Source organism: Pseudomonas flexibilis (genome assembly GCF_000802425.1).
Classification (GTDB): Bacteria; Pseudomonadota; Gammaproteobacteria; order Pseudomonadales; family Pseudomonadaceae; genus Serpens; species Serpens flexibilis.
Genome location: NZ_JRUD01000007.1, coordinates 212,248 through 233,566 on the forward strand (window position 1 = coordinate 212,248; position 21,319 = coordinate 233,566).

Genomic DNA, 21,319 nt, shown 5'->3' on the forward strand with positions numbered 1-21,319 from the left:
TCGAACAATCATAAGAAGGAATCCTGGCCCATGACTGCCGCTACGCCCCTGTCGCCCAGCGCGATACCCCATTGCAAGATCGCCATCCTCGGTACCGGCTTCTCCGGACTGGGCATGGCTATTCGCCTCAAGCAGGCGGGCGAGAACGATTTTCTGCTGCTTGAAAAGGAGGCAGGCGTTGGCGGCACCTGGCGCGTCAATCACTACCCCGGTTGCGCCTGCGATGTGCAATCGCACCTGTATTCCTTTTCCTTCGCGCCGAATCCCGAATGGTCGCGCATGTTCGCCCCGCAGCCGGAAATCAAGCGCTACCTGGAGGACTGCTGGGAGCGCTTCGGCCTGGCGCCGCATACCCAGCTCAACACCGAACTCAGCCGTCTGAGCTGGAACGAAAGCAGCCAGCACTGGCTGATCGAGACCCGGGACGGCAAGCAGTTCAGCGCCCGCTTCGTGGTGTCCGGCATGGGTGGACTGTCTACCCCGGCCTTCCCCAGCATCAAGGGCCTGAAGACGTTCAAGGGCAAGCTGTTCCATTCCCAGCAGTGGGACCACGACTATGACCTGAGCGGCAAGCGCGTGGCGGTGATCGGCACGGGCGCCTCGGCCATCCAGTTCGTGCCGCAGATCCAGCCCAGGATCGGCCAGCTCGACCTGTATCAGCGCACCCCGCCGTGGATCATGCCCAAACCCGACCGTACCATCAGCGAGCGCGAGCGCCGCCTGTTCCGCCGTCACCCTGCCCTGCAGAAACTCTGGCGTGGCGGCATCTACAGCTTCCTGGAGGCCCGTGTACTGGGCTTCGCCATCAGTCCGCAGATCCTGCGCCTCGCCAGCCTGGTGGCGCGCCATCACCTGCGCAAGCAGATCCGCGACCCCGAACTGCGCCGCAAGCTGACGCCCGATTACGTAATGGGCTGCAAGCGGGTACTGATCTCCAACGACTACTATCCGGCACTGACCCAGCCGAACGTGTCGCTGATCACCGACGGCATCGCCGAGGTTCGCGCCCACAGCATCGTCACCCAGGATGGCCAGGAACGCACGGTGGACGCCATCATCCTGGGCACCGGCTTCACCCCCGCCGACCCCATCCCGCGCGGGCTGATCAGCGGCCGCAACGGTGTCGACCTGGTGGACAGCTGGCCGCGCGGCCCGGAGGCCTACAAGGGCACGACCACCGCCGGCTTCCCCAACCTGTTCTTCCTCATGGGACCGAACACCGGCCTGGGGCACAGCTCGATGGTGTACATGATCGAGTCACAAATCCAGTACGTAATGAGCGCGCTGCAGCTGCTCGATGAACGCGCCCTGGATACCGTCGAGGTCAAGCGCGAGGCCCAGGAACGCTTCAACCGCAAGATCGACCAGACCTCCGCCCGCACCGTGTGGCAGTCGGGCGGCTGCGCCAGCTGGTACCTGCATCCGCAGAGCGGTCGCAACTGCACCGTCTGGCCCGGCTTCACCTGGCGCTTCCGGCAGATCACCCGGCATTTTGATCCGGCGGCCTATCACTTCAGCCGCCAGCCCGACGCCGAGGAAGTATTGGAGACGGAGCCGGAGCAACAGGAGGCGCGCGCATGAAGAGCTTCCACGACAAGGTGGCCGCCATCACCGGCGCCGGCTCCGGGATAGGCCGCGCCCTGGCGCTGAACCTGGCGCGACAGGGCTGCGAGCTGGCACTTAGCGACATCAACGAGCAAGGGCTGGCGGAAACCGTGGAACAGGCGCGCCGCTTCGAGGTGAAGGTCAGCCATCAGCGGGTGGACGTGGCCGATTTCGAGGCCGTGCGGCACTGGGCCGACCAGGTGATGATCGACCACGGTAGGGTGAACCTGATCATCAACAACGCCGGCGTCGCACAGGGCGGAAGCGTGGAAGGCAATGCGCTGGACGACTACCACTGGATCATGGATATCAACTTCTGGGGGGTCGTCCATGGCACCAAGGCGTTTCTGCCCTACCTGAAGGCCAGCGGCGCCGGGCACATCGTCAATGTCTCCAGCGTGTTCGGCCTGTTCGCCCAACCCGGCATGAGCGCCTACAACGCCACCAAGTATGCGGTGCGCGGCTTTACCGAATCGCTGCGCCAGGAGCTGGATATCGCCGATTGCGGCGTCTCCGCCAGTTGTGTGCATCCGGGTGGCATCCGTACCAACATCGCACTCAGCGCACGCATGAACGACAGCCTGGTAACGGTGACCGGCCAGGACGCCAACCAGTCGCGACAGCAGTTCAACGACCTGCTGCTGCGCACCAGCCCGGAAAAGGCTGCGGCGGTGATCCTGCGCGGCGTGCAGCGCAACCAGCGACGTATCCTGATCGGCCTCGACGCCCGGGGCGTGGACCTGATGATGCGCGGCATGCCGGCGCTGTACCAGCGCATGGTGGTGCTGAGCATGCGGCTGGCGGCGCGCTTTGCGCCCAAGAACTCCGGCAAGACCGAGCTGGCGGAGTGACTCCCTGCTGAGCCTTTGGCCGCGTCTTCCGGCGCGGCCTTTTTTAACCAGCGGATCACAGGCCCATCTGCTTGCTGATGATCTCGTTCATGATTTCCCGCGTGCCGCCGCCGATCGACAGAATGCGGTTGTCGCGGTACAGGCGTTCGACACGGCTCTCGCGCATGAAACCCATGCCGCCGAGGATCTGGGTGGCGTCGTAGACGATGCGGTCAGACACGTCGGTGGCGAAGTTCTTGGCCATGGAGATCTCCTTGACCACGCTCTTGCCGACCGCCATCTTCGCCGCCTGGCGATAGGTGAACTCGCGGGACACTTCCAGCTGGGTGGCCATTTCCGCCAGACGATGCTTGATCACCTGGAACTTGCTGATCGGCTTGCCGAACGCCTTGCGGTCGCGGGCCCAGGCCAGGGCGTCCTCAAGGGCCATCTGCGCGGTCATGTTGGCCATCAGCGCCAGGGCCAGACGCTCGCTCTGGAAGTTGGCCATGATGCCGGCGAAGCCCATGTTCTCGGCACCGATAAGGTTCTCCACCGGCACCCGGCAATCATCGAAGAACAGCTCGGCGGTGTCCGAACACCACCAGCCCATTTTCTTGAGCTTGCGGCCGACACTGAAACCCCCAGTGCCCTTCTCGACCAGCAGCAGGCTGACGCCGCCGAAGCCTTCGCCACCGGTACGTACCGCCACGGTGTAGTAGTCGGCGCGCACACCGCTGGTGATGAAGGTCTTGCTACCGGTGACACGGTAGTGATCGCCCTCACGTACCGCACGGGTCTGCAGGTTGGCCACGTCGGAGCCACCGCCGGGCTCGGTGATGGCCAGGGCGATGATCTTGTCGCCGGCCAGCACTTCCGGCACCACGCGGTCGCGAATCGCCGGCCTGGCCCACTTGAGGACCGGCGGCAGGCCGATGTCCAGCGAGCAGAGGCTGGACACGAGGCCGGTGGAGCCACAACGAATCAGCTCTTCGCTGGCCGCGATCTTGGCGAACAGGTCGCCCTCGTGGCTGCCGCCGAACGGCTCGGGAAAGCCAATGCCAAGGATGCCGGCATCGCCGGCCTTCTTGTACAGCTCGCGGGGGAATTCCTCGGCCTCCTCCCAGTCGTCGATATGCGGCAGGATTTCCCGCTCGACGAAGCGGCGCACCGAATCGCGGACCAGTTGATGGGATTCGTCGAAGTATTCCTGGAATGCGGCCATGGGTCGGCTCCGGTTTGTTATTGTGGCCGGAACCTTACCAAGCGCTTGCTTGGTTATCAACTGAACAATAAAAGGCCCTCTCCGCGTGAACGCAGCGAGGGCCTGTCTTACAGATTGATCGGCTTACGCCCCGCCAGCGCATGGGCCAGGGTGCCGCCATCCACCAGCTCCAGCTCGCCACCCAGCGGCACGCCATGGGCGATGCGGGACACCACCAGGCCCTTGGGCAGCAGCAACTGGGCGATGTAATGGGCGGTGGCCTCGCCTTCCACGGTGGGGTTGGTGGCCAGGATCACTTCGCTGAAACCGCCCTGGGCGATGCGTTCGAGCAGCTCGGGTATACCGATGGCTTCCGGCCCCAGGCCATCCAGCGGCGACAGGTGTCCCTTGAGCACGAAGTAGCGGCCGCGAAAACCGGTCTGGTCGACCGCGAAGACGTCCAGCGGGCTCTGCACCACACACAGCAGGCTGTCGTCACGGCGCGGGTCGCTGCATTGCGGGCAGATCTCGTCTTCGCTGAGGGTTCGGCACTGCCGGCAGTAGCCGACACCTTCCATAGCCTTGCGCAGCGCCTCGGCCAGGCGTAATCCACCGCTGCGGTCGCGCTCCAGCAATTGCAGGGCCATGCGTTGCGCGGTCTTCTGGCCGACGCCGGGCAGGATGCGCAGGGCGTCGATGAGCTGGCGGATCAGCGGAGTGAAACTCATGGGAACTACTGCCGGACTGCTGGAAAGACGCGGGTTATACCCGCGCCCGCCAGCAGGCGTCAATCGGCCCGCTCCGCCTGTTCCAAGGCTTCCAGCACCCGGCGGGCGGCCAGCTCGCTGGAGGCTGGATTCTGTCCGGTGATCAGATTGTGGTCGCGAATCACGAAGGGCGCGAAGCTCTCACCCACCTCCACCAGGGCGCCCAGCTCGCGCAGGGTGCTTTCCAGCAGGAACGGCACGGCCTGTTCCAGGCCCATGGCCATTTCCTCGGCGTCGCTGAAGGCGGTCAGCTGACGGCCCTCGACCAGCGGCTTGCCGTCCTTGCGCTCCGCTCCGACAAATGCCGACGGACCATGGCAGACCGCCGACCAGACCTTGCCCTGGGCCTCGAACTCGGCCAACAAGCGCCCCAGCACCGGATGCCCGGGCAGGTCGAACACGGTGCCGTGGCCGCCGGGCAGGAAGATGGCCTCGAAATCCCGCGCGCTCAGGCGGGTGTCCAGCACCTCGGTGTCGCGCAAGGCGTCACGGGCACGCTGCCATTCCGGGCGATGCTCTTCGAGGCTGCGCGGATCCAGCGGCGTGGCGCCACCCTTCGGGCTGGCCACGCGCACCCGGCAGCCGGCGTCGAGGAAGATCTTGTAGGGGATGGCGAACTCCTCCAGCCACAGGCCGGTGGGTTCGCCGTTGAGCAGGCGGTCAGCGCTGGTGACCACCATGAGGATGTGCCGGCTCATCGTTCGTCTCCGCCGTTCGGGGTGTGAAGGCAAGACCACGCCGCAACACGGGGGTTCGCCTCGGCACCGGCGAAACCGGCGCCGAGGCATGCCTGGTCAGAACGGCATCTTGAAGCCGGGCGGCAGCTGCATGCCGGCGGTCATGCCGGCCATCTTGTCCTGGCTGTTCTTCTCGATCTTGCGCACGGCGTCGTTGACGGCGGCGGCGATCAGGTCCTCGAGGATGTCCTTGTCTTCCTGCATCAGGCTGTCGTCGAGGCTGACGCGCTTGACGTCATGGCGACCGTTCATCACCACGCTGACCAGCCCGGCGCCGGCCTGGCCGGTCACCTCGGCGTTGGCCAGCTCTTCCTGCATCTTCTGCATCTTTTCCTGCATCTGCTGGGCCTGCTTCATCAGGCCTGCCATGCCACCTTTCATCATGATGGGTTCCTCAGGTGTTCAAGGGTTCGATGGAGTCCGGGCGAATCATCGCGCCGAACTGTTGGATCATTTCGCGCACCAGCGGGTCGTCATGGATCGACTGCTCGGCCTGGCGCTGACGCTCGGCACGCCCGCGCGCAGCGGCCTGGGCGGGAGTTTCCTGCTCGGGGCGGACGATCTCCACCTCGAGCTGTACGCTGCGGCCCAGGTAGTGATTGAGCGCCTCGTTCATGCGGCGCAGCTGGGCGGCATTGAACAGCGCACTCTGGGTCGGCTCCAGGTGCAGGCGCCAGGTATCTCCGGCCGCCACCAACGAGCAGTTGGCGGCGATGCTGGCAGTCAGGCCGGCCAACCCCAGGCGCGGATAGATATCCAGCCACTCGGCCGCCAGGCCGGTAGCCGGCTGCGCGGCGGGCAACTGATCCTCGGCAGGCGCAGTTGTCTCGTCAGCATCCGCGTAGTCGTAGCTGGCCAGGGAATCGTAGTAATCATCGGCAGGGGGCGGCGGTTCGTCATCGTCCCGGCCGTCATCGACCTCGGTACTGATATCCGGCGCCGCCGCGCCCTGCTCAGCCACTGGTGCGGGCGTCGGCTCGCTCACCACCGAAGCCGGCGCATCCTCCCAGGGGAGATCAATGGGCTCTTTCGCTACCGGCGCAGCGGGCGGCTCGGTCGCAACCGGCGCGGGTTCTACCACCACACTTGCCGCTGCGGCCTGCGGAGCCGGAGCCGGAGCCGGAGCCGCCACAGGCTCGGGGCGTGCCGGCGGCGCGGCAACGGGTGCAGGCGCAGCCGCCACAGGAGCCGCGCCGGCCACGCTTGCCGTGTCGGGATCAGCCGTGGCCGGGCTGATCCCCGTCGGCTTTAAAGGGGGGCGCGGCCCGCCTTCGGCGTCAGCCGGACGGAAGGCCAGCATGCGCAGCAGGACCATCTCGAAACCGCTGCGCGGATCCGGGGCCAGCGGCAGGTCGCGGCGGCCGATCAGACCCATTTGGTAATAGAACTGCACATCCTCGGCCGGCAGCGCGCCGGCCAGCTCCAGCACGCGCTCGCGGTCGCCCTGGCCGTTGTCCACGGCATCCGGCAACACCTGGGCGATGGCCACGCGGTGCAGCACGTTGAGCATTTCCGCCAGCACGCCGTTCCAGTCCGGCCCCTGCTCAGCCAGGTGGCGCACGGCGTCCATCAACGCACGGGCGTCGCCCTCGATCAGCGCATGCAGCACGCCATAGACCTGGCCGTGATCAAGAGTGCCGAGCATGCTGCGCACATCCGCGGCCAGCACCTTGCCCTCGCCAAAGGCGATCGCCTGATCGGTGAGGCTCATGGCATCGCGCATCGAGCCATCGGCGGCGCGGCCGAGCAGCCACAGGGCGTCCGGTTCGAAGGGCACGTTCTCGGCGGTCAGCACATGGGTCAGATGCTCGACCACGCGCTCCGGCGGCATGTTCTTCAGGGAGAACTGCAGGCAGCGCGACAGGATGGTGACCGGCAGCTTCTGCGGATCGGTGGTGGCCAGCAGGAACTTGACGTGCGGCGGCGGCTCTTCGAGGGTCTTGAGCAGGGCGTTGAACGAGTGCGTGGACAGCATGTGCACTTCGTCGATCAGGTAGACCTTGTAACGCCCGCGGGTCGGCGCGTACTGCACGTTCTCCAGCAGCTCGCGGGTATCTTCCACCTTGGTGCGGCTGGCGGCGTCGACTTCGATCAGGTCGACGAAGCGGCCTTCATCAATCTCGCGGCACACCGAGCACTGGCCGCAGGGCGTGGAGCTGACGCCGGTCTCGCAATTCAGGCACTTGGCCAGGATGCGCGCGATGGTGGTCTTGCCCACCCCACGGGTGCCGGTAAACAGGTAGGCATGGTGCAAGCGCTGGCTGTCCAGGGCGTTGATCAGGGCCTTGAGCACGTGGGTCTGGCCGACCATCTCGCGGAAGCTGCGCGGGCGCCATTTGCGTGCAAGAACCTGATAACTCATCGGAAGCCGTCGTGCGGAAGGGGAAAGGCGGTCATCGTAGCGGAGCAAGGCATAAATTGCATCCGCCGACCTGCCGGCCGTGCACCGATCCACAGGCGGGTGGCGCGGGGAGAATTGCTGCGCAAGGACCGGAGTGTCCGCTGTCCGGCGCGGGATTAAGATGTCGGCAGGCTGAATCGGGAGACCCACCATGAATCCGCAGGACCCTCGCTGGCAATCCGTGCTCGCCCGCGACAGCGGCGCGACTTTCATCTATGCGGTGTTGACCACTGGTATCTATTGCCGACCGGGCTGCCCTTCGCGCCTGCCCCGCCCGGAGAACATCCGCTTCTTCGCCTCGCCCGATGACGCCGAGACCGCCGGATACCGCCCCTGCCGGCGCTGCATCGTCCAGGACAAGCGGGGCCAGCAGCTGGAGCGGATCACCGCCGCCTGCCGGCGGCTCGAACTCGAGCCACAGGTTCCCGACCTGCACGAACTGGCCCGCGACGCCGGGCTGAGTCCCTGGCATTTCCACCGTCTGTTCAAGACCCACACGGGTCTGACGCCGCGCACCTACGCTGCCGAGCAGCGTGCCCGGCGCCTGCGGGCGACGCTGGAGGGCGGCCGCCCGGTGACAGAGGCCCTGCACGCTGCGGGCTTCGGCTCCAGCGGTCGCTTCTACGCGGCCGCCGATGATCTGCTGGGGATGACACCGGGGCGTTATCGCAAGGGCGGCGCGCGGGAGACCATTCACTACGCGCTGGGCGACTCCAGCCTGGGCAAGGTGCTGGTCGGCCGCAGCAGCCGGGGCATTTGCGCCATCCTGCTCGGCGACGATAGCGAGGCCTTGCTGGCCGAGCTGCGCGGACGCTTCCCGAAGGCCGAACTGCAGCCGGGCGAGGAGGGTTTCGAAACGCTGATCGGCCAGGTGATTCAACTGGTCGAGAATCCACGCCAGGGCCTGGCGCTGCCTCTGGACATCCGTGGCACCGTCTTCCAGGCGCGCGTCTGGCAGGCGCTACGGGCGATCCCGCCCGGCACCACCCTCAGCTATGCGCAACTGGCGGCACAACTCGACCAGCCCACCGCGGTACGTGCGGTAGCCGGCGCCTGCGCGGCCAACAGCCTGGCGGTGGCAATCCCCTGTCACCGCATCGTACGCAGCGATGGCGAACTGTCCGGCTACCGCTGGGGGGTGGCGCGCAAGCGCGAACTGCTGAAGCGCGAACGGCAAGACTGAATAGCAGCCGGCTGGCAGAATGGCCGCCCATTCCGCGAGACCGACCATGAAGCCCGACGACCTTGTCCTGCTGGTGACCCGCAGCATGCCCTACGGCAAATATGAAGGCCGCCTGATCGCCGACCTGCCCGGCGACTACCTGGGCTGGTTCGCCCGCAAGGGCTTTCCCAAGGGGGAAATCGGCCGGCTGCTGGCACTGATGCACGAGATCGACCACAACGGACTGAACGCGCTGCTCGAGCCGTTGCGCAGGAATCGGGAAAACTGAAGGAAGAAACGCGGGAGGAAGATGGAGGCGAACCCCACCAGCCACACCCCGGCACACAATGTCACCGCTACGGTTGCTCCCTTCCGGGCCTGGCCGGGTTCACGGCTGATCGTTGCGGGGGGACCGATGGGGCCCGCCATAACGCGCCTCGCCTAGGCGGCGAGTGGGCGCCATTGTACCGGCTTGCCGCCAACTTACAACCAGGCCGGCGAGAAAAAGCCAGTCGCGACAGAGACTTGCCTTTACAGCGGCGGATCACCGCAGCTAGATGCGTTCTCGTCGGCCCGCGCGCCGGTTAGACTCGCGCCTTTCCTACCTTGTGGAGTACCCCAATGGCCCTGACCAAGCAGCAGCTGATCGCCGATCTCGCCGAGTCCACCGACCTCACCCAGACTCAGGTCCGCGACCTGCTCGACCAGCTTGCCGGAATCGCCAGCGACGCACTGGAGAACGGCGAGGAGCTGACCCTGCCCGGCATCGGCAAGCTCAAGGTGAGCGAACGCCCGGCCCGCACCGGCCGCAACCCGCAGACCGGAGCCAGCATCCAGATCGCCGCCCGCAAGGTCGTCAAGTTCGTGCCCGCCAAGGCCCTGAGCGACGCCATCAACTGATCCCCCTTCTCGCGCCGTGCCCGGCACGGCGCGCTTCTTCCCTTCCGCCGTTCGGCATGCCACCCCAAGGGAATAGGCATAGGCTGAAAAGTCCAGTATCTTTCCGCCCTGAATACCCCTTGGAGTATCAGCATGAATTGCGACGCATCCCCGAAGCTGCAAATCGTGCCCTTCTTCGACCCCGCCACCAGCACTTACAGCTATGTGGTGGCCGATACCGACAGCCGCCAGTGCGCCCTGATCGACGCCGTGCTCGATTACGATCCGGCCTCGGGTCGCACCTCCCACGCCAGCGCCGACCGGATGGTCGCCCATGTCCGCGAACAGGGCCTGAGCGTGCAGTGGATCCTGGAAACCCACGTGCATGCCGATCACCTGAGTGCCGGCCACTACCTGCGCGAGCAGCTCGGTGGCCAATTGGCTATCGGCGAACAGGTACGCACGGTGCAGGACACCTTCGCCACCCTGTTCAACGCTGAGCCGGGCTTTGCCCGCGATGGTAGCCAGTTCGACCACCTGTTCCGCGACGGTGAAGCCTTCCGGATCGGCGACATCCCCGCCCAGGCCCTGCATACCCCCGGGCATACCCCGGCGTGCATGAGTTACCTGATCGGCGATGCCGTATTCGTCGGCGACACCCTGTTCATGCCCGATTACGGCACCGCGCGCTGCGATTTCCCCGGTGGCGATGCGCGCACCCTGTACCGCTCGATCCAGAAGCTGTTCGCCCTGCCAGACGCAACGCGGGTTTTCCTGTGCCACGACTACCTGGCACCGGGTCGCGAGCAGCACCAGCACGAAACCACGATCGGCGCGGAGCGCCGCGGCAACGTGCATGTGCATGAGGGCATCGACGAAGACAGCTTCGTGGCCATGCGTCAGGCCCGCGATGCCGAGCTGGACATGCCGACGCTGATCCTGCCCTCGGTGCAGGTGAACATGCGTGCCGGCCAGTTGCCACCGCCGGAAGACAACGGCAGCCGCTACCTGAAGATTCCACTCGACGTGCTCTGAGGGCACGTTTCCCTGCTGAAAGGAGAAGTACGCAATGAAGAAGAACGTCGGCGGTATCGACAAGAGCATCCGCATCCTGGTCGGCATCGCGCTGATCGCCTGGGCCATCGCCGGCGGTCCGGTGTGGGCCTGGATCGGCGTCCTGCCGCTGTTCACCGGCCTGATCGGCTGGTGCCCGGCCTACCTGCCGTTCGGCCTCAGCTCCTGCAAGAGCGGTGGCAGCTGCGGTAACGGCGGCAGCTGTGGCTGCGGCGGCAAGAAGTAACGATCATGGGAGCCAGGGACGGCCCGTTTTCAGGAGAGCCCACCATGCACGACAAACGCCCCGTGTTTCGCGTCAGCGCCGATCGCCACTCGGCCAGTCGCCGGGTCCGCTACGTGGAACAATCCGCCGCCAGCGACGACTGCCAGCTGTGCCAGCTGGATACCACCCGGTTCCCGGATGATCCCCAGCCGGCCTGTGACACCCGGCCGGTCAAGGTGCCCACCCAGCCAGACTGACGTCGGCCCCCGACCAGATCCGCTCCAGACGCTGGCGCACCTCGCCGGCCTCCTCGTTGCGCTGCTGAGCCTGCAGGCTGCGCTCCAGACCGTGCAACGACCAGCCGTTGTCCGGAAAGCGCCGCAAGTCTTCACGGAATGTCTGTTCCGCCGCCTCATACTGCCCGCTTTCGAGCAGAATACTCCCCAGATCCTGACGCACCGGTACCGTCCATTCCGGCGGCTCGCCGTAGGTCAGGGCATCCTCCAGACGCGCCGCCTCGCGCAGGCGTGCGACCGCCTCCTGCGGTTTGCCCTGCCCCGCCGCGATCTGCCCCTCCAGCACCTGGCTGGCGATGGCCAGCACCGCGCCGGAGCTGTTGAACTCCATCCGTAGCTCGGCCATGCGCGGGTCCTTGGCGATGGCTTGCAGCGCGACCAGCTCGTCACGGGCCGCGTCCGCATCCCCTTGGGCAACCAGCGCCCTGCCCCGCGCGTAATGCCACATGCCGCGCGCATGCGGCAGGTCGCTCGGCGGCGCCGACTCGGCAAGCAGTTCATCCCAGCGCGCGAAGCGCACATCCATTTGCAGATGGCGCGTCATGTGGTGCTGCAGGAAGGTCATGCCCGGCTCGCGCAGCATCGGCTCGGGAACCAGCTCGGCGATCTTGCGCGACGCGGACAGCGCCTGTTCGCTGCGCCCGATCATGCTGGCGGCGAAGGCCAGGAAGTCATAGTTGTGCGGGTAGTAGCCGGCGACATACACGCCGAACGCCGGGTTCTGGTCGCGAATGAAGGTCTCGTCGGCATGCACCGCATGCTCGTTGGCGCGGATGGCGTCCTCGTAGCGGCCAACCCGGATGTAGATGTGACCCGGCATGTGCACCAGGTGACCAGCATCGGGCATCAGCCCGGCCAGGCGCTCGGCGCAGGGCACCGCGCGCTCCGGCTGCACGGCCTCGACGGCGTGAATGAAGAAGTGACAGGCGCCGGGATGCTGGGGATTGGCGGCGATGACCCGCTCCAACTGGGCAAGGATCTGCGGCGTGTCCGGTCGCGGTTCGCCTTCGGCCTTCCAGTACTGCCAGGGGCTGAGGTCCATCAGCGACTCGGCATACAGCGCGGCGGCATCCAGATTGTCCGGATACAGGCGCACCACCTTGCCCATCGCCTCGGCATAGGCACGGTCCAGTTCGCTGCGATCCTCCGGAGGCGGGCTGGCGTAGCGCGTCGCCAGGGCCTCGATCAGTGTTCGCTCGGCGGCGGTGGCCTGACCCTCCCGTGCCCGCTCGAGTGCCGCCAGCGCCGGTTCGGCAGCGGCGGGGTCCATCGGCGCGTTGATGTTCGGGCCGAGCGACAAGGCAACGCCCCAGTGGCACATGGCGCAGGCAGGATCCAGCCGTGCCGCCTCGCTGAAGGCGCGAATGGCTTCCTGATGGTTGAAGGCGTAGTACAGGCGCAGGCCCTGGTCGAAATAGCGCTGCGCCTGCGGATTGCTGGTGGTAATGCTGTAGTGGTGCGTACCGAGGTTGTCATACAGCGGCACGGCCGATGGGGCCTGGGCTGCCAGCCCCAGGCCGGAAGCCAGCAACAACGCCAGCGCCAGGGGCTGCAGGTGGTAAACGGGGTTCCGGCGTTTCACGGCATCATCCTCCCGGTGGGGTTGATCCGCGGCGGGAGCCGGTTCCTGTGCTCTCGTCATTGGAGTCTGACGACCCTATTGAAACGCTAGCAGGCCCGTGCCTCGCCCGCCGGCCGGACGCCCACCGGCAGGTCAGCCGTTCAGTTGCGCCAGGGCCGCCAGGAATGCCTCCTCGTCCAGCACCTTCACCCCCAGCTCGGTGGCCTTGGCCAGCTTGGAGCCGGCGCCCGGGCCGGCGACCACCGCCGTGGTCTTCGCCGAAACGGAGCCCGCCACCTTGGCGCCCAGCCCTTCCAGGCGTTCCTTGCCCTGCTCGCGGCTCATGCTTTCCAGCGTGCCGGTCAGCACCCAGGTCTGGCCGGCCAGCGGCAGGCCGGCGGCCTGCTGCCGCTCGCTTTCCCAGTGCATGCCGAAGGCGCGCAGTTGCGCCTCGATAGCCCGGGCGCGCTCGACATTGCCCGGCTGGTCGAAGAACTCGCGCAGCGAACGCGCGGCCTTCTCGGTCAGGCGCTCGACCTGACGCAGGTCCAGCCAGTCGGCGGTGATGATCGCATCCAGCGAGCCGAAGCGATCGGCCAGTTTCTGCGCACCGGTCACGGCGATGTGCGGGATGTTCAGCTTGCCGAGCAGCTCGGGCAGCGTGGCGCAGGCGGCGAACTCGGCATGCAGCTCGCCCTCGCCCTGCAGCTGCACATGCTCCAGCAGTCGGGCGATCACCTGACGGTTGTGCTCGTCCAGGAAGAAGTGGCTGATCTCGTGGGCGACTTCCAGACCCACATCCGGCAGCCAGGTCAGCACTTCCGGCAGCGCCACCTGGATGCGCGCCAGGGAACCCAGGGCGCGAGCCAGCAGCTTGGCGGTCTCCTCGCCCACGTCCGGAATGCCCAGCGCGTAGATGAAGCGCGCCAGGGTCGGCGTGCGACTGTGCTCGATGGCGGCCAGCAGGTTGCGCGTCGACAGGTCGGCAAAGCCGTCCAGCGCGATGATCTGTTCGTAGGCCAGGGTGTAGAGATCGGCCGGGGAATTCACCAGGCCGCGATCCACCAGCTGTTCGACAATCTTGTCGCCCAGGCCGTCGATGTCCATGGCGCGCCGCGACACGAAGTGGATGATCGCCTGCTTGAGCTGCGCCCGGCAGCTCAAGCGGCCGATGCAACGGTACACGGCCCCTTCGCTGACCGACTCGCGGCCCTTGCCGCGCTTGATCAGCTGGGTGCGTTCCACCGCCGAGCCGCACACCGGGCACTGCTCGGGCACATGCACCGCCCGGGCATCCGCCGGGCGGCGCTCGGCGATGATGCCGAGGATCTGCGGAATCACGTCGCCTGCGCGGCGCACGATCACCGTGTCACCGATCATCACGCCGAGGCGCGCCACCTCGTCCATGTTGTGCAGGGTGGCGTTGGACACCGTCACGCCGGCCACCTGCACCGGCTTCAGGCGCGCCACCGGGGTGATCGCCCCGGTGCGGCCGACCTGGAATTCCACGTCGAGCAGCTCGGTGAGCTCCTCGCGGGCCGGGAATTTGTGGGCGATTGCCCAACGCGGCTCGCGGGCACGGAAGCCCAGTTCGCGCTGCTGGGCGATGGCGTTGACCTTGAACACCACGCCGTCGATCTCGTAGGCCAGCGCGTCGCGCCGGGCGCCGATGGCGTCGTAGTAGGCACGGCATTCGGCAACGCCCCGGGCGTGCTTCAGCTCGCGGCTGATCGGCAGGCCCCAACGCTTGAGTGCGTGCAGGATATCGATGTGGGTGCCCGGCAACTCGCCGTCGCAGCGCCCCACGCCGTAGGTGCAGAACTCCAGCGGCCGGGCGGCAGTGATCTTCGGATCAAGCTGGCGCAGGCTGCCGGCGGCGGCGTTGCGCGGATTGGCGAAGGGCTTGCCGCCGCTTTCCAGTTGGCGGGCATTCAGGGCCTCGAAGCCGGCCTTGGGCATGTAGATCTCGCCGCGCACTTCCAGTACCGCCGGCCAGCCTTCGCCATGCAGCTTCAGGGGAATGTTGCGCACGGTGCGCACGTTGGCGCTGATGTCCTCGCCGACACTGCCATCGCCCCGGGTGGCGCCACGCACCAGCACGCCGTTCTCATAGAGCAGGCTTACCGCCAGGCCGTCGAGCTTGGGTTCGCAGCTGTAGTCGACCTCCGCGCCGCCACCGAACAGATCGCCGGCCGGCAGGTCCAGCCCTTCGCGCACCCGGCGGTCGAAGTCGAGCAGGTCCTGCTCCTCGAAGGCGTTACCCAGGCTGAGCATGGGGATTTCATGGCGCACCTGGCCGAACGCCGCCAGCGCTTCGCCACCGACCCGCTGGGTAGGCGACTCGGGAGTGACCAGCTCGGGGTGTTCGGCCTCCAGGGCCTGGAGTTCGCGGAAAAGCCGGTCGTACTCCGCATCGGGAACCGTCGGCTCGTCGAGCACGTAGTAGCGGTAGTTGTGGGCGTCGATCTCGCTGCGCAGGGCGGCAAGACGTTCGGCGGCGGTCTGGGCGTCGGTCATTGAAGAGCCTCAAGCTGCACACGACAAGCCGCAAGCTCCAGGCTTACCGCGTGAGGCTTGCAGCTTGCAGCTGTCTTCAGCGTTGTTTGGTCAGGTGCCGGCGCTCGAAGTCGGTGATGCGCTGGCGGTAGTGTTCGATGGTCTGCGCGGTCATCACGCTGCGCTGGTCATCCTTGAGCTCACCGTCCAGCTCGTGGGCGAGCTTGCGGGCGGCGGCGATCATCACATCAAAGGCCTGCTTGGGATGGCGCGGCCCCGGCAGGCCGAGGAAGAAGCTCACCGCACGGGTGGTGAACAGGTCGATGTCATCCAGGTCGAAAGTGCCCGGCTTGACGCCGTTGGCCATGGAGAACAGCACTTCGCCGTGGCCGGCCATGCTCTCGTGGCGATGGAAGATGTCCATGTCGCCGAAGCGCAGGCCGCTTTCCAGGATGCTCTGCAGCAGCTCGGGACCCTTGAAGCCCTGCGGGTCACGGCAGACGACGTTGATCACCAGCAGTTCTTCCATCGGTGCGCCCCCGGACTCGCCGCGTTGCGCATAGGCGTCGCCTTCGTCCAGCGGGTTGAGCAGCGTCGGCACCGGCTCGTCGAACTCCAGATCACGCTGACGGGCACTCGCCCTGGCGCTGCGTGCTGTCGAGGGGGTGGCGCGACGCGGCAGGTCGCCCAGCGCGGGTTCGGCCGGGCGAACCACCCGGGCCGGGCCGAGCACTTCGCCATCGTCGCCGCCGTCAGCCAGGGAGTCGGCCAGACGACGGTCCAGCTTGAACTTCAGGGTGCCCTTGCCGCCGCGCATGCGCCGCCAGCCATCGAAGAGAATGCCGGCGATGACGATGATGCCGATGATGATCAGCCATTCCCGCAGACCAAAATCCATAAAAAACCATGACCTCTGAAGATGAAGAACGGGCATCCGGACGAGACCGCTTCGACAAGCTCCCTGCCGTCCGGTTTCCGGCCCGTGAATAAAAACGGTCGTTTGCTAACTGTCTGTTCCCGCTGGAGTTTCCGGCGGGGTGAAAAAGTGCCCATAAACTAGCATGGCATTCCGCCGTTTTGCACCGATCGGTTCCCCTTTCCCGCCAAAGCGCCGAGTGCCACTCAGGCCTCGGCCAGGGCCACGGCTTCCTCGACATCCACCGCCACCAGTCGCGAGCAGCCAGGCTCGTGCATGGTCACGCCCATCAGTTGATCGGCCATCTCCATGGCGATCTTGTTGTGGGTGATGTAGATGAACTGCACCTTCTCCGACATGTCCTTCACCAGCCGGGCGTAGCGGCCCACGTTGGCATCGTCCAGAGGGGCGTCCACCTCATCGAGCATGCAGAACGGCGCCGGATTGAGCTGGAAGATGGCGAACACCAGAGCCAGGGCGGTCAGCGCCTTCTCGCCGCCGGACAACAGATGGATGGTGCTGTTCTTCTTGCCCGGCGGCCGGGCCATGATCGCCACCCCTGTATCGAGTAGATCCTCCCCGGTTAGTTCCAGATAGGCGTGGCCACCCCCGAACACCTTGGGGAACAGCGTCTGCAGGCCGCTGTTGATCTGGTCGAAGGTGTCCTTGAAGCGGGTGCGGGTTTCCTTGTCGATCTTGCGGATGACGTTTTCCAGGGTGTCCAGCGCCTCCACCAGATCGTCGTTCTGCGCGTCCAGGTAGCGCTTGCGCTCGGACTGCTGCTGGTATTCGTCGATGGCCGCCAGGTTGATCGGCCCCAGCCGCTGAATGCGCCCCGCCAGCTGTTCCAGCGCCGCTTCCCAGGCGTTGTCGCTGGCGTCGTTCGGCAGCATGGACAGCACCGCGTGCAGCTCGTAGCCGTCTTCCTGCAGCTGATCCTGCAGCGCCTTGCTGCGCACGCTCAGGGTCTGCCAGTCGAGGCGCTGCTGCTCCATCTGCCCGCGCAGCAGTTGCGCCTGCTGCTCGGCCTGGCTACGGCGCTTCTCGGCGTCGCGCAGCTCGCGGTCGGCATCTTCCAGGGCCAGGCGGGCGTGCTGCAGTTCTTCTTCCACGGCCATGCGCTGGTCGAGCAGCTCTTCCAGCTTCATGCGCAGCTCTTCCAGCGGTGCCGCGCCCTCTTCCAGATTCAGCGACAGCTGTTCGCGGCGTTCCTGGGCACGCTCGAACTGCAGGCTCAGGCGTTCCAGCGCCTGGCGGGTGGATTCGTGCTGGGCGCGCAGCGAGCCGATGCGCACTGCTAGCTGGTGGGCGTGGTCCTTGTGGCGCGTGGCATCCTGGCGGGCACGTTCCAGCGACTCGCGCAGGGCCTCGCGCCTGGCGAGCAGCTCCTCGCGGCGACTGCCGTCCTGCTCCATGGCCTCCAGGGCATCCTGCAGATGCAGGCGGGCTTCGCCGAGCTGCTCCTGCTCGATGGCTGCCTGCTCGGTCGCCTCGACCAGTTCCTCATCCAGCCGGCGCCGGCGCAGGGCCAGTTGCTCCACCTTCGCCTGCTGGGCGGACAGCCGGGCCTTGAACTCGCCCAGGCGCCGCGTCTCGTCCTGGCTGCGGCGGCGCACCTGCTCGCGCTGCGACTCCAGCTCGCGTTGCTCGTCGCGCAACAGCTGCAGACGGGCGTCCAGGGTTTCCAGCTCGGCGGCGTGCTCGTCGCGCTCGGCCTGCAGCGCCTCCAGCTCCTGGGCGCGGGCCAGTACGCCGGATTCCGCTTCGCCGGCACGCCGCACGCGCAGGAAATGCCGGCCGACCCAGTAGCCGTCGCGACTGATCAGGCTCTCGCCATCCTGCAGGCGGGCGCGTTGCAGCAGCGCGTCGTCGAGGCTTTCCACCGGGCGCACGCGACCGAGCCAGGGCGCCAGATCGACCGGCGATTCCACCAGCTCCAGCAGGCTGCCCGGCAGGCGCGCGGCGTTATCGGCCGGGCTGAACAGGCGCAGCTCGCCCTGGCCGAAGGCGGACAGATTGCAGCCATCGAAATCTTCCAGCAGCACGGCCTGCAAGTCGGCGCCGAGCACGGTTTCCACCGCCAGCTCCCAGCCTGTACGCACCCGCAGGCCGTCGGCCAGCCGCGGCTGACGTTCCAGCAACTGGCTCTTCAGCCAGTCGGCGACGCCCTGGCCGGGGTTCAGCGCGGCCTGTTGCAAGGCTTCCAGCGAGGCGATGCGCCCGTTGAGGCGCTGCAGGTCGCCCTGCGCCTGCTGCTGGGCCTGGGTGGCCTGCTGCAGTTCATTGCGCAGCGCTTCCAGGCGCTCCTGCTGGGCGCCCTCTTCCAGGTGCAGCTCTTCCAGCTGCAGCTCGCTGGCGGCCAACTGTTCGTTCAGCTCGAGGATGGCGGCGTCCTGCGGATCGGCGGCCAGTTGGGCATGTTCGTCACGCAACCGGCGCTCGCGTTCGGCCAGACGTTCCAGGCTCTGTTCCAGTTGCACGATGCGCGCTTGCTGCACCTCGGCGGCGCGGCGCGGCTCGGCGCTCAGCTGGTTGAAGGCATCCCACTGCTCCTGCCAGCCGCGCATGCCCTCCTCGGCTTCCTCCAGCACGGCCTGCGCCTCCTCGGCGGACAGCAGACTGGCTTCCTGCTCGGGCTCGAGCATGGCCAGCTCTTCGGTCAGGGATTCCAGACGGGCACGGTCCTGCCCCAGGTGCTGTTCGGTTTCCTGGCGCTGCCGCTCGGCGTCGCGCAGATCGTCCTGCAACTGGCGCAGGCGCTGCTGGCCGTGGGTGATGCTCTGCTCGACCCGGGCGATGTCGCCGCCCACTGAATAGAAGCGCGCCTGTACCTGGTTGAAGCGTTCGGACAGTTCGTGGTGGCCGTCGCGCAAGCGTTCGATGCTGGCGTCGGCGTTGCGCTGCTCGGCGACCAGCGCCTCGAAGGCGACTTCCTGGTCGGCGATGATCTTTTCCCGCTGGCCGGCCTGTTCGTTCAGCGTCTGCCAGCGCATGGCGGTGAGCTGGGCCTTGAGCTCGCGTTCCTCGGCCTTGTAGGCCTGGTACTTCTCGGCGGCCTGGGCCTGGCGATGCAAGCGCTCGAGCTGGCGTTCCAGCTCCTCGCGCAGGTCGGACAGGCGTGCCAGGTTTTCCTGGGTGCGACGAATGCGGTTTTCGGTCTCGCGGCGGCGCTCCTTGTACTTGGAGATGCCCGCGGCTTCCTCGATGTAGTTGCGCAGGTCCTCGGGCTTGGCCTCGATCAGCTTGGAGATCATGCCCTGCTCGATGATCGAATAGCTGCGCGGCCCCAGGCCGGTGCCGAGGAAGATGTCGGTGATGTCGCGCCGGCGGCACTTCACGCCGTTGAGGAAGTAGGTGTTCTGGCTGTCGCGGGTCACCCGGCGGCGGATGGAGATTTCCGCGTAGGCGGCGTACTCGCCCACCAGGCTGCCGTCGGAGTTGTCGAAGATCAGCTCGATGCTGGCCTGGGTCACGGGTTTGCGGGTGTTGGAGCCGTTGAAGATGACGTCGGTCATCGACTCGCCGCGCAAGTTCTTCGCCGAGCTTTCGCCCATCACCCAGCGCACGGCGTCGATGATGTTCGACTTGCCGCAGCCATTGGGGCCGACCACCGCCGCCATGTTGCTGGGGAAGTGCACCGTGGTGGGATCGACGAAGGACTTGAAGCCGGCCAGCTTGATGCACTTCAGGCGCATGAACGTTCCCCGTTCGCGATAGCGGACCCCGCCCGGAGGCCGGAGGTGTGAGCCAGGGGGTGACGGCACCTGCGCCGGACCCGATCGTTCGACCCCTTCAACGTCATGGGTTTCCTTGTAGCTGGACTGCGCACTCGCGAAAGCAGCCCGGCGGACCTGAAACGACCCGGGCAGACGGCGGCGGCGACTCTGCAAAGCGGCGGAGTGTATCACAGGGCCAGCAGCGGAAAAGGTGACCTCCGCCGGCGGATCGCGCGGGTTGCAGCCGAATCGCGAGCCCTCCTCCAACCCCTGTTGAACCGAGATGCACGGAGGTTGCGGTCACTCTCCAAGCCGCACATCAGGGGTGGTATTAACCGACCACTCTTCCCATCCACCACCACTGGAGTATGCTCGCTCGCCCCTTCCCCCTCCCGCCGCTGCCTGCCACCCCTCTCCATGCCGACTTCCGCCGTTCCGTTCAGCCGCCCGACCGCCGTGCTGATCCTTGCCTGCCTGGCCTGCACCTTCGCCTCCAACCACATTGCAGCACGCCTGGCGTTCGACGCCGGTGCCGGTGTGCTGCTGGCGATCCTGTTCCGCTCCGGGCTGGCCCTGCTGGTGCTCACCACCCTGCTGCTGGTGCAGCGGCAACGCTGGCGGCTGCCCGCCGGCAGCGCAGGCTGGCAACTGTTGCTGGGCCTGCTGATCGCGGCGCAGAGCCTGTGCCTCTATTCGGCGGTGGCGCGTATTCCGGTCGCCCTGGCGCTGCTGGTGGCCAATGCCTTCCCGATCCTGCTGGCCCTGCTCACCTGGCTGCTGGGCGGGCCGGCGCCGGGCCGGCGCACACTTTTGTTGATGGGCGTGATCCTGTTCGGCCTGGTGCTGGCACTGAACGTGCCCGTGCTGCTGAGCGGCGCACCGGTGGACGGCGACTGGCTGCTGGGCGTGACCCTCGCCTTCTGCGGTGCCTGCGCCTTCGCCGGCGCGCTGTGGATCACCGACCACAAGCTCGGCGCGGTGCCTGGTGCGCTGCGCAGTCTGCTGACCATGCTGGTGGTGTTCCTGGCCACCGCGCTGATCGGTGCCGGCGGCCTGATGCCCGACGGGCTGACTCAACCCGCCAGCACCTCCGGCTGGTTCGCGCTGGCCGCCCTGGCGGTGCTGTATGGCAGCGCGTTCAGCCTGCTGTTCGTGCTGTTTCCGCGCCTGGACATGGCCCACAACACGCCGGTGCTGAACATCGAACCGGTGGCCAGCCTGCTGCTCGGCTGGCTGATCCTCGACCAGATGCTCGCCGGCATCCAGTTGCTGGGCGGCGCCCTGGTTCTGACCGGCATTGTGCTGTTGAGCCTGCGGCGCAGCTAAGCGCCGCCCGCCCCCGCACGGGGGTTGCGGATAACCACCAGGCGATATGTAGGGGTGGTATTAACTCGGCGCCCGGCAGCGACCTTCGGCCACTGGACGCACCCCGGCGCGGGGTCAACACTCTCTGGCAATTGCCGCCGTGCC

18 protein-coding genes and 1 other RNA gene are annotated in these 21,319 nt (G+C 66.9%); 9 read left to right on the plus strand and 10 right to left on the minus strand.

Annotation, left to right across the window (positions count from 1 at the left end):
• Positions 1-30 precede the first annotated feature (30 nt).
• Both SF06_RS06125 and SF06_RS06130 read left to right on the plus strand, forming a co-directional pair.
• Positions 31-1,581 carry a flavin-containing monooxygenase gene (locus SF06_RS06125; RefSeq protein ID WP_039560318.1) on the plus strand — a complete coding sequence of 517 codons (1,551 nt, stop codon included), beginning with the start codon at positions 31-33 and terminating at the stop codon, positions 1,579-1,581.
• Positions 1,578-2,456: an SDR family NAD(P)-dependent oxidoreductase gene (locus tag SF06_RS06130; protein ID WP_027589932.1), complete on the plus strand. Its 879-nt coding sequence runs from the start codon at positions 1,578-1,580 to the stop codon at positions 2,454-2,456. Before SF06_RS06125 ends, SF06_RS06130 begins: the two co-directional genes overlap by 4 nt.
• A gap of 55 nt (positions 2,457-2,511) precedes the next feature.
• On the opposite strand, the gene SF06_RS06135 is transcribed toward SF06_RS06130, so the two are convergent.
• The 5 genes from SF06_RS06135 to dnaX all read right to left on the minus strand — a co-directional run bounded on the left by SF06_RS06135 (position 2,512) and on the right by dnaX (position 7,505).
• A complete protein-coding gene (locus tag SF06_RS06135) occupies positions 2,512-3,660 on the minus strand; it encodes an acyl-CoA dehydrogenase family protein (RefSeq protein ID WP_027589931.1) in 1,149 nt (382 codons plus the stop codon).
• 107 nt (positions 3,661-3,767) lie between these two features.
• Positions 3,768-4,367, minus strand: a complete 600-nt coding sequence (gene recR / locus SF06_RS06140; protein ID WP_039560319.1) for a recombination mediator RecR — start codon at positions 4,365-4,367, stop codon at positions 3,768-3,770.
• A gap of 59 nt (positions 4,368-4,426) precedes the next feature.
• A complete protein-coding gene (locus SF06_RS06145; RefSeq protein ID WP_039560320.1) occupies positions 4,427-5,104 on the minus strand; it encodes a type 1 glutamine amidotransferase domain-containing protein in 678 nt (225 codons plus the stop codon).
• Between the two features lie 96 nt (positions 5,105-5,200).
• On the minus strand, positions 5,201-5,527 hold the full coding sequence (locus tag SF06_RS06150) for a YbaB/EbfC family nucleoid-associated protein (RefSeq protein ID WP_027589455.1): 327 nt from the start codon (positions 5,525-5,527) through the stop codon (positions 5,201-5,203).
• A 10-nt stretch (positions 5,528-5,537) separates the two neighbouring features.
• Positions 5,538-7,505 (minus strand): DNA polymerase III subunit gamma/tau, encoded by a 1,968-nt coding sequence (gene dnaX, locus SF06_RS06155; protein ID WP_039560321.1) that lies wholly within the window; start codon positions 7,503-7,505, stop codon positions 5,538-5,540.
• A gap of 190 nt (positions 7,506-7,695) precedes the next feature.
• On the opposite strand from dnaX, the gene ada reads away from it, so the two are divergent.
• Together ada and SF06_RS06165 are read left to right on the plus strand one after the other, a co-directional pair.
• Positions 7,696-8,727, plus strand: coding sequence for a bifunctional DNA-binding transcriptional regulator/O6-methylguanine-DNA methyltransferase Ada (gene ada / locus SF06_RS06160; protein ID WP_039560322.1), 1,032 nt, complete (start codon positions 7,696-7,698; stop codon positions 8,725-8,727).
• Positions 8,728-8,773: 46 nt separating this feature from the next.
• Positions 8,774-8,995: a DUF3820 family protein gene (locus tag SF06_RS06165; RefSeq protein WP_051587434.1), complete on the plus strand. Its 222-nt coding sequence runs from the start codon at positions 8,774-8,776 to the stop codon at positions 8,993-8,995.
• Between the two features lie 32 nt (positions 8,996-9,027).
• On the opposite strand, the gene ffs is transcribed toward SF06_RS06165, so the two are convergent.
• An RNA gene (gene ffs / locus SF06_RS17810) (signal recognition particle sRNA small type) lies at positions 9,028-9,124 on the minus strand.
• A gap of 203 nt (positions 9,125-9,327) precedes the next feature.
• Between ffs and SF06_RS06170 the strand changes: the two genes are divergently transcribed.
• From SF06_RS06170 to SF06_RS06185, 4 genes are all read left to right on the plus strand, one after another.
• Positions 9,328-9,606: an HU family DNA-binding protein gene (locus tag SF06_RS06170; protein WP_027590459.1), complete on the plus strand. Its 279-nt coding sequence runs from the start codon at positions 9,328-9,330 to the stop codon at positions 9,604-9,606.
• 132 nt (positions 9,607-9,738) lie between these two features.
• Positions 9,739-10,620 (plus strand): MBL fold metallo-hydrolase, encoded by an 882-nt coding sequence (locus SF06_RS06175; RefSeq protein ID WP_037008897.1) that lies wholly within the window; start codon positions 9,739-9,741, stop codon positions 10,618-10,620.
• A gap of 34 nt (positions 10,621-10,654) precedes the next feature.
• A complete protein-coding gene (locus tag SF06_RS06180) occupies positions 10,655-10,885 on the plus strand; it encodes a YgaP family membrane protein (protein ID WP_052199731.1) in 231 nt (76 codons plus the stop codon).
• 44 nt (positions 10,886-10,929) lie between these two features.
• Positions 10,930-11,121 carry a hypothetical protein gene (locus tag SF06_RS06185; protein WP_027590457.1) on the plus strand — a complete coding sequence of 64 codons (192 nt, stop codon included), beginning with the start codon at positions 10,930-10,932 and terminating at the stop codon, positions 11,119-11,121.
• On the opposite strand, the gene SF06_RS06190 is transcribed toward SF06_RS06185, so the two are convergent.
• The 4 genes from SF06_RS06190 to smc all read right to left on the minus strand — a co-directional run bounded on the left by SF06_RS06190 (position 11,096) and on the right by smc (position 19,828).
• Positions 11,096-12,742, minus strand: coding sequence for a tetratricopeptide repeat protein (locus SF06_RS06190; RefSeq protein WP_234703309.1), 1,647 nt, complete (start codon positions 12,740-12,742; stop codon positions 11,096-11,098). The two genes, SF06_RS06185 and SF06_RS06190, sit on opposite strands and share 26 nt — an antisense overlap.
• 132 nt (positions 12,743-12,874) lie before the next feature.
• Complete coding sequence (gene ligA, locus SF06_RS06195; protein ID WP_039560323.1) at positions 12,875-15,238, minus strand: NAD-dependent DNA ligase LigA; 2,364 nt, start codon at positions 15,236-15,238, stop codon at positions 12,875-12,877.
• A 76-nt stretch (positions 15,239-15,314) separates the two neighbouring features.
• Positions 15,315-16,115 carry a cell division protein ZipA gene (zipA, locus tag SF06_RS06200; RefSeq protein ID WP_039560324.1) on the minus strand — a complete coding sequence of 267 codons (801 nt, stop codon included), beginning with the start codon at positions 16,113-16,115 and terminating at the stop codon, positions 15,315-15,317.
• A gap of 224 nt (positions 16,116-16,339) precedes the next feature.
• Positions 16,340-19,828 carry a chromosome segregation protein SMC gene (gene smc, locus SF06_RS06205; protein ID WP_039560325.1) on the minus strand — a complete coding sequence of 1,163 codons (3,489 nt, stop codon included), beginning with the start codon at positions 19,826-19,828 and terminating at the stop codon, positions 16,340-16,342.
• A 438-nt stretch (positions 19,829-20,266) separates the two neighbouring features.
• Between smc and SF06_RS06210 the strand changes: the two genes are divergently transcribed.
• Positions 20,267-21,175 carry an EamA family transporter gene (locus SF06_RS06210; RefSeq protein ID WP_039560326.1) on the plus strand — a complete coding sequence of 303 codons (909 nt, stop codon included), beginning with the start codon at positions 20,267-20,269 and terminating at the stop codon, positions 21,173-21,175.
• Positions 21,176-21,319: the final 144 nt, after the last annotated feature.